7 protein-coding genes and 1 tRNA gene are annotated in these 7,033 nt (G+C 72.7%); 4 read left to right on the forward strand and 4 right to left on the reverse strand.

What is annotated here, in order from left to right; all coding sequences use genetic code 11:
* Nucleotides 1-106 precede the first annotated feature (106 nt).
* The 3 genes from ACME2J_RS21560 to ACME2J_RS21570 all read right to left on the reverse strand — a co-directional run bounded on the left by ACME2J_RS21560 (nucleotide 107) and on the right by ACME2J_RS21570 (nucleotide 3,117).
* Nucleotides 107-1,921 carry an AMP-dependent synthetase/ligase gene (locus ACME2J_RS21560; protein ID WP_495547009.1) on the reverse strand — a complete coding sequence of 605 codons (1,815 nt, stop codon included), beginning with the start codon at nucleotides 1,919-1,921 and terminating at the stop codon, nucleotides 107-109.
* A gap of 107 nt (nucleotides 1,922-2,028) precedes the next feature.
* The gene (locus ACME2J_RS21565) at nucleotides 2,029-2,205 is read right to left on the reverse strand and encodes a hypothetical protein (RefSeq protein ID WP_495547010.1); all 177 of its coding nucleotides are present in this window, start codon (nucleotides 2,203-2,205) and stop codon (nucleotides 2,029-2,031) included.
* A gap of 147 nt (nucleotides 2,206-2,352) precedes the next feature.
* The gene (locus ACME2J_RS21570) at nucleotides 2,353-3,117 is read right to left on the reverse strand and encodes a Nif3-like dinuclear metal center hexameric protein (RefSeq protein ID WP_495547011.1); all 765 of its coding nucleotides are present in this window, start codon (nucleotides 3,115-3,117) and stop codon (nucleotides 2,353-2,355) included.
* Nucleotides 3,118-3,236: 119 nt separating this feature from the next.
* Between ACME2J_RS21570 and ACME2J_RS21575 the strand changes: the two genes are divergently transcribed.
* Nucleotides 3,237-4,811 (forward strand): RNA polymerase sigma factor, encoded by a 1,575-nt coding sequence (locus ACME2J_RS21575; protein WP_495547012.1) that lies wholly within the window; start codon nucleotides 3,237-3,239, stop codon nucleotides 4,809-4,811.
* A 5-nt stretch (nucleotides 4,812-4,816) separates the two neighbouring features.
* Nucleotides 4,817-5,074, forward strand: a complete 258-nt coding sequence (locus tag ACME2J_RS21580; protein WP_495547013.1) for a hypothetical protein — start codon at nucleotides 4,817-4,819, stop codon at nucleotides 5,072-5,074.
* Here the strand turns inward: ACME2J_RS21580 and ACME2J_RS21585 are convergent.
* Nucleotides 5,071-6,120, reverse strand: a complete 1,050-nt coding sequence (locus tag ACME2J_RS21585) for a DNA topoisomerase IB (RefSeq protein WP_495547014.1) — start codon at nucleotides 6,118-6,120, stop codon at nucleotides 5,071-5,073. The two genes, ACME2J_RS21580 and ACME2J_RS21585, sit on opposite strands and share 4 nt — an antisense overlap.
* 98 nt (nucleotides 6,121-6,218) lie before the next feature.
* Here ACME2J_RS21585 and ACME2J_RS21590 point away from each other — a divergent pair, with 98 nt between their 5' ends.
* Nucleotides 6,219-6,776 carry a type 1 glutamine amidotransferase domain-containing protein gene (locus ACME2J_RS21590; protein WP_495547015.1) on the forward strand — a complete coding sequence of 186 codons (558 nt, stop codon included), beginning with the start codon at nucleotides 6,219-6,221 and terminating at the stop codon, nucleotides 6,774-6,776.
* Between the two features lie 47 nt (nucleotides 6,777-6,823).
* Nucleotides 6,824-6,897 (forward strand) — tRNA-Pro (locus ACME2J_RS21595).
* Nucleotides 6,898-7,033: the final 136 nt, after the last annotated feature.

Consider the following 7,033-nt stretch of genomic DNA (forward strand, 5'->3'; position numbering starts at 1 on the left):
CAGGCCGCCGTTGTCGGTGGGATCCGTCCTCACGACTGAAGCGTAGGCGACCGGGGCGCGCGCCGGGCGCGGCGGAGGCGGCGGGCCCCGGTCACCAGCGTGGGCGTCAGCCCGAGTAGAGGTCGTCGAAGCGCTCCGCGTAGCGCTCGTTGACGACGTTGCGCTTCACCTTGAGCGTCGGCGTCAGCTCGCCCGTCTCCTGGCTGAGGTCGTGGTCGAGGATGAAGAACCGCTTGACCTGCTCGACCTGCGCGTACTTCTGGTTGGCCTTGTCGAGCTCGGCCTGGATGAGCGCGTGGACCTCCGGGTGCAGAGCGAGCGCCGTGATCGAGGTGTCCTCGATCGACTGCTGCTGCGCCCAGGGGACGATCTCCTCCTCGTCGAGCGTGATGAGCATGACCGGGTAGGGACGCCGGTCGCCGTGCATGACGGCCTGGCTCACCCAGCGGCTCGCCTTCATGTCGTTCTCGAGGTTCGCCGGCGTGAGGTTCTTGCCGCCCGCGGTGATGATGATGTCCTTCTTGCGGCCGACGATCGAGACGTAGCCCTCGTCGTCGATCGAGCCGAGGTCGCCGGTGTGCAGCCAGCCGTCGACGATCGTGCCCCAGGACGCGTCCTCGTTCTTGTAGTAGCCCTGGAAGATGTTCGCGCCCTTCACGAGGAGCTCTCCGTCCTCGGCGATGCGGCACTCGACACCGGGGAGCGGCCGGCCGACCGTGCCGAACTTGTGGTGGTCGATCGTGTTGATCGTCGACGCGGTCGCGGTCTCGGTCATGCCGTAGCCCTCCATGACCGGGACGCCGCAGGCCCAGAAGAACTCGAGGATCTCCTTGCCGATCGGCGCGGCGCCCGTCACCGCCTGGCGGATGTTCCCGCCGAAGAGGTTGCGGACGAACTCCGCCATCTGCGAGAGCGACCGCTCCTGGTCGTCACCCGGGAGCGGGGCCTCCCAGCGCTCGACGAGCTCGGCCGACGGCTCCTCGCCGCGGACCTTCGCGTCCTGGATCGGGCCGCCGACCTTGACGATGCCCTCGATGACGGGCGGCGGGAGGAGCTCCTGGGCCTTCGTGTAGAGCTTCTCGAAGATGCGCGGGACCGACGGGAGGTACGTCGGCTTCACCTGCATGAGCTCGGGGACGACCTGCTTCGTGTCGCCGCCGAAGTACGCGATCTCGCCGCCGGTGTCGTAGCTGAGGAGCTGGATGAGGAGCGCGAACGAGTGGGCGAGCGGGAGGAAGAGGTAGGTGAGCTCGCCATCGGGCTCGAGGACGTCGATCTCCTCGCACATGTCGAGGATCGCGCGGTAGTTCCCGTGGGAGAGGACGCAGCCCTTCGGCGGCCCCGTCGTGCCGGAGGTGTAGATGAACGTGAACGGGTCGTCCTTGGTCACGCCCCGGGCGCGCTCGGCGAGCTCGGTCTCGTCGCGGTCGCGGCCGCGCTCGCGCAGCTCGTCGAGCGTCACCGCGTCGGCGGTGTCGCCGCCGGCCTCCATGACGACGATGTGGCGGAGGTTCGGGAGACGGTCACGGACCTCGACGATCTTCGCGACCTGGCTCGCGTCCTCGCAGACGACGGTGGCGGCCTCGGAGTTGCCGACGACCCACTCGCACTCCTCGGGGGAGTTCGTCGGGTAGATCGGGACGACGACGCCCGCGGCGGTCGCGATCGCGAAGTCGACGTAGGTCCACTCGGGGCGCGTGTTCGAGAGGATGCAGACGCGATCGCCCGGAGCGATCCCGAGGTCGATGAGGCCGCGCCCGACCTCGCTGACGATCCCGCCGACCTCCGCGAAGGTGACGGTCTTCCACTCGTCGCCGACCTTCCGCGTCGCCGCCGGCCGGTCGCCGTACTTCTGCACTGCGAGTCCGAGCAGGTCGGCGATCGTCGCCGAGCCCGTGCCCACGTCCGTTCCTGCTTCCATCGACCTCTCCTCCTCGACGTTGACGGGGATGATGCTAGTGGCCCCCGCGTCGAGAGGAGGGCGGACGGGGCGCACACGCGCGCGTGCGCCCGGATGTCGCCTCGACGCTACGCGGAGGCGGTGGCGCGCTCCACCGACTGCTGGTGGAGACTGGCCATGAACAGCGTCTTGTCGATCCGTCCCTGGAAGATCGGCACCCCGAGCTCCATGCACTTCGAGATGACATCGCGGCGGTCGAGTCCCGTCTCGCGAGCAAGCTCGGTGGGCGTCAGGTGGATGGCCATCGGAGCGGTACCTCCAGGGGTGTTGTGACGATCACGACATGACTGGGAGGAAGGTACCGGGGGTTCCGGACGCCTTCAATCAAAATCTCCTCAAGATCGACACCGGTTGGCGGTGCGTCGGATGCCCGATGAGCGGCGACTCGTGTCTCAGATCGGGTTCCAGACGTCGACGAACTCGTGGGCGGTGCCGAAGCGCTCGGCGAGGTGCTCGCCCAGGGCCCGGATGCCGCGCGTCTCGGTCGCGTGGTGGCCGGCGGCGACGAAGGTGATCCCGCGCTCGCGGGCGATCGCCATATGGCGCTCCGCGGGCTCGCCCGTGACGAACGCGTCGAGCCCGGCGTCGGCGGCCTCGACGACGTGGTCGCCGGCCGCCCCGGAGATGATCCCGATCGTGCGCACGGGGTCGGGGCCGGCGTCGAAGACGAGCGGCTCGCGGCCGTGGCAGGCGTCCTGGACGCGGGCGGCGAGGTCGGCGGTCGAGACGCCGTCCCCGGGGAACGACGCGGCGATCCCGATCGCCGTGCCGCCGTGATGCCCGAAGGGCCGCGCGTCGACGCAGCCGAGGGCGTCCGCCAGCAGGGCGTTGTTGCCGATCCGCGGGTGGCCGTCGAGCGGCAGGTGGTAGGCGGCGAGCGCCATGTCGTGCGTGAAGAGGGCCTTCAGGCGCCCGGCGCGCACCGGGTCGAGCGCGAGGTCGTCGCCCTTCCAGAAGACGCCGTGGTGGACGAGGAGGAGGTCCGCGCCGCGCTCGGCCGCGGCGTCGATGAGCTCGGCCGTCGCGCTCACGCCGGTGACGATCGACCGGATCTCGGTCGGGCCCGGCACCTGGATGCCGTTGGGGGCGTAGTCGGAGAAGGCGTGCGGCTCGAGCAGCTCGTCACACGCCGCGATGAGGTCGGGGAGAAGCGCCATGGTGCGGCGATCCTCGCGGATGGCGCTTGTTCGCGGGGTGCGATCGCGGTTAGAGTCACGCGCGGTACAGCGCGGTCGACGGGACGGATCGCAGGAACCGCGCGAGGGGAACGGAGCCGATGGCCGTCAGTGTGATCACCGCCGTGCCGAGCGCACGGCTCACGGGAGCGCTCGAGGACGACGAGCTCGTCGCCGCCGTCAGGCGCGGAGACGACCTCGCGTTCGAGGAGCTGTACGCGCGGTACGAGCGCCGCATCTCGGCGTACGTCCGCCGCACGGTACGCGACGCGGGGCGGGCCGAGGACGTCGTCCAGGAGGTCTTCGTCTCGGCGCTGCGACGCATGCGGGCGACCGAGCAGCGGATCGCGTTCAAGCCGTGGATCTACGAGATCGCGAAGAACGCGTGCATCGATCACTTCCGCCGCGCCGCGCGTGCGGAGGAGGTGTCGTTCGACGCCGACGCCTCCGACTCGGCGGGCGTCGCCGGGGGCGGCGAGGTGCGGGCGCGGTGGGCCGCGTGCGGCGCGCTCGCGCCCGAGGACGCGGTCGATCAGAAGCAGTCGCTCGCCGATCTCCGCGGGGCGTTCGGCGGGCTCACCGAGACCCACCACCGGATCCTCGTCCTCCGCGAGCTCGAGGGGCTCACCTACGACGAGATCGGGGAGCGCCTCGGCATGACGCGCTCGGCGGTCGAGTCGACGCTCTTCCGCGCACGCCGCCGCCTCAGCGAGGAGTACGAGGAGCTCTCGACCGGCGCGCGCTGCGCTCTCGTGCGCGACACCGTCGACGCGGCGGGCGTCGGCCGTCTCGGCGCGCGCGACCGCCGCACGCTCGCGAAGCACGTCGCCCACTGCCAGCCCTGCCGGCGCCATGCGCTCCGGGCGGGCGTCCCGCTCTCCGGAGGCTCCCGCGCCGCCGGGGCGTGGGTCGCCGGCGTCCTGCCGCTGCCGGAGGCGCTCCGGCGCCGGCTCGGCGGGAGCGACCCCGTCGGCTCGGCGGTCGCCACCGGACCGTCGGGCGGAAGCGCCCTCGGGCAGTGGGGCGCGCAGCTCTCCGCGCTCGCCGACCCGGCCCTCGCCGGCTGGGCGAAGGCCGTCGCCGCCGCCGCTGTCGTCGCCGTTGGCGCGGGCGCCGGCGCCAGCGGGCTCGAGCGACTCGGCCTCGACGGCCTCCGGCCGCCGGCGTCGATCTCCGAGGCGCTCGACCAGGTCCGCGGGGACCGGGCCTCGACGCCGTCGACGCCGAGGCCCGCGCCCGAGGTCGTCCGGTCGGTGACCATCCCCGCGGCGGCCGTCGCGCCCGCGCCCCAGCAGGCGCGTCCGTCGGGCGGCACGGACCGTCGTCCCGAGGCGCCCCCGCGCGGCGAGGCCGTGCCGTCCCTCGCTGCTCCGGCGTCGGCTGCGCCTCCCGTCCCGGCGGCGGTCGGGGCGCTCCCCCAGACCCTCGCCGACAGCGCAGCGGGTCTCGCCATCGACGACGCGACCGGCTCGGGCGAGCGCCTGAGAGGGCGCCTCTCGCGCCGGCTCCGCGCACTCGCCGAGGCGGCGGTCGCGGCCGTTCCGGTCGAGAAGGTGGTGGGGAGGGTCGCCGAGGCGCCGGCGGTCGTCGAGCCCGTCGTCGAGACCGTCACCGCCCCGGTCGGCGAGGTGACCGGCGACGTCTCCGGCGCGGACTCCGGGCTCGGCCTCGGGTAGAGACCGTGTCCGCCGCGGCCGAGCACGAGGGTGATCTCCTCGAGTCACTCACCGAGTCGAGCCTCTACTCGATCGGCGCGTACTTCTGCGACCGGCATCCCGACCTCGTGGACGACGTGCTCGAGCAGAGCGTCGCGATCGAGCGGGAGGGGCTCGCGGGATGGGCGGAGGCCGACGGGGAGTCGCTCGAGACGGCCTTCCAGACGCTCGTCACGGGCCTCGCGATCCGCTACTTCACCGCGATCGCCGGTTCGGACCGCTAGCCGGCGAGCAGCTTCAGGACCGCGCGCTCGACCTCGCCGTGGGTCGCGATCCCGCCCGGGTCTCCGATCGCGGTGAGATCCTCGATCGCCTCGCGGACGGTCTCGCCGGCCTCCCACCGGTCGATGACGCGCGGGTCGATGTAGGCGGAGCGGCACACCGCGGGGGTGTTGCCGAGGTAGCGGGCGACCTCGTCGGCGGCGCGGCGGACGATCCGGTCGCGCGCACGCCCGCTCGCGCCCTCGGCGGGCTCCGCGACGGCGAGGGCGACGGCGGCGAGCACGGTCGCGTTCCAGGTGCGGAAGGACTTCGCGGAGGCGTCCTCGAGGCCCGTCGCGTCGCGGAGGTAGTCGTTGAGGTCGCCGGCGCGGACGGGCACCCACTCCTGGGCGCGGCGGAAGGCGAAGAGGCGGTCGCCGCCGCTGCGGCGCCGCTTCAGCGTCGTGACGATCTCGGCGGAGCGCTCGTCGACGACGTGCTGCACCCGCCGCTTGCCGTGCTTGGCCGTGTAGTCGAAGACGAGGACGTCCTCGCCGACGATCGTCACGTGGCGCTTGAGCATCGTCGTGAGCCCGAACGTCCCGTGGCGCGAGGCGTAGCTCTCGCTGCCGATGCGGAAGAAGCCGCGGTCGAGGAGCCGCGTCATGCACGCGAGCACGGTCGTCTCCTCGCGGTCCGGTCCCGCGAGGTCCTCCTCGACACGCGCGCGGAGGTCCGGGAGCGTGTGGGCGAACTCGATCGTCGCCCGGAACTTCTCGCGGGCGCGGCGTGCGACGAACGCGTCGTGGTAGCGGTACTGCCGCCGGCCGGCAGCGTCGACGCCCATCGCCTGGACGTGCCCGCGCTCGTCCGGGCAGACCCACACCTCGCGCCATGCGGGCGGGATCGCGAGCGACGCGACGCGGGCCTTCGCCTCGCCGTCGCGGATCGTGCGACCGCGCTCGTCGAGCAGCTCGAAGCCCTTCCCGCGCCGGCGGACCGTCCAGCCGGGGCCCGTCGGGTCGACGCGGCGGACGCGGGAGCGGCGCTGTGGGGGCGGGACGGCCATGAGAATCGAGCTGTTCCCGGCGCGAGGCGGGGCGACGCGCGGGGCGGCAGCCGGGCGCGTCCGCGTGTGGCTCCCTCGCGCGCCGGGGACCGGCCGCCATGACTTCCGATCGCCTCAAGGAGCGCAAGATCGCCGTCCTCGCGACGAACGGCGTCGAGCAGGTCGAGCTCGAGGAGCCCACGAAGGCCCTCCGCGAGGCCGGCGCGACCGTCGAGCTCGTCTCGACCCAGGAGGGCGAGATCCGCGCCCATCAGCACCTCGACCCGGGCGACACGTTCACCGTCGATCGCGTCGTCTCCGAGGTCGACCCCGCCGAGTACGACGCGCTCGTCCTCCCCGGCGGCGTCGCGAACCCGGACTTCCTCCGGATGGACCCGAGCGCGATCTCGTTCGTCGGCGCGTTCTTCGCCGCCGACCGCCCGGTCTCCGCGATCTGCCACGCCCCGTGGACGCTCGTCGAGGCCGACGTCGTCCGCGGCCGGCGGCTCACGTCCTTCCCGTCGCTGCAGACCGATCTTCGCAACGCCGGCGCGGAGTGGGTCGACGAGGAGGTCGTCGTCGACGGCCACCTCATCACGAGCCGCAAGCCGGACGACCTCGAGGCCTTCTGCCGCGAGACCGTGAACATGGTCGCCGAGGTGACGGCCGCGGCCTGACCCCGCGGCGCCACCCCGGCGCCGTCCGTGGAATACTCCAGGGACCTCGGGGCGTGGCGCAGCCTGGTAGCGCGCACCGTTCGGGTCGGTGAGGTCCCCGGTTCAAATCCGGGCGCCCCGACTGGTTCAAGCGAAGGACCGACCCTCTTCTGAAGCCCCGCTCCGGCGGGGCTTCGTCGTGGGTGGGCCCGGGAGACCTAGATGTAGTTCCTGAGCACGTTGTTCATCCGGTCCTCCTTGGAGGCTGGTGGTTCTCT

This window comes from Paraconexibacter sp. (assembly GCF_059438195.1).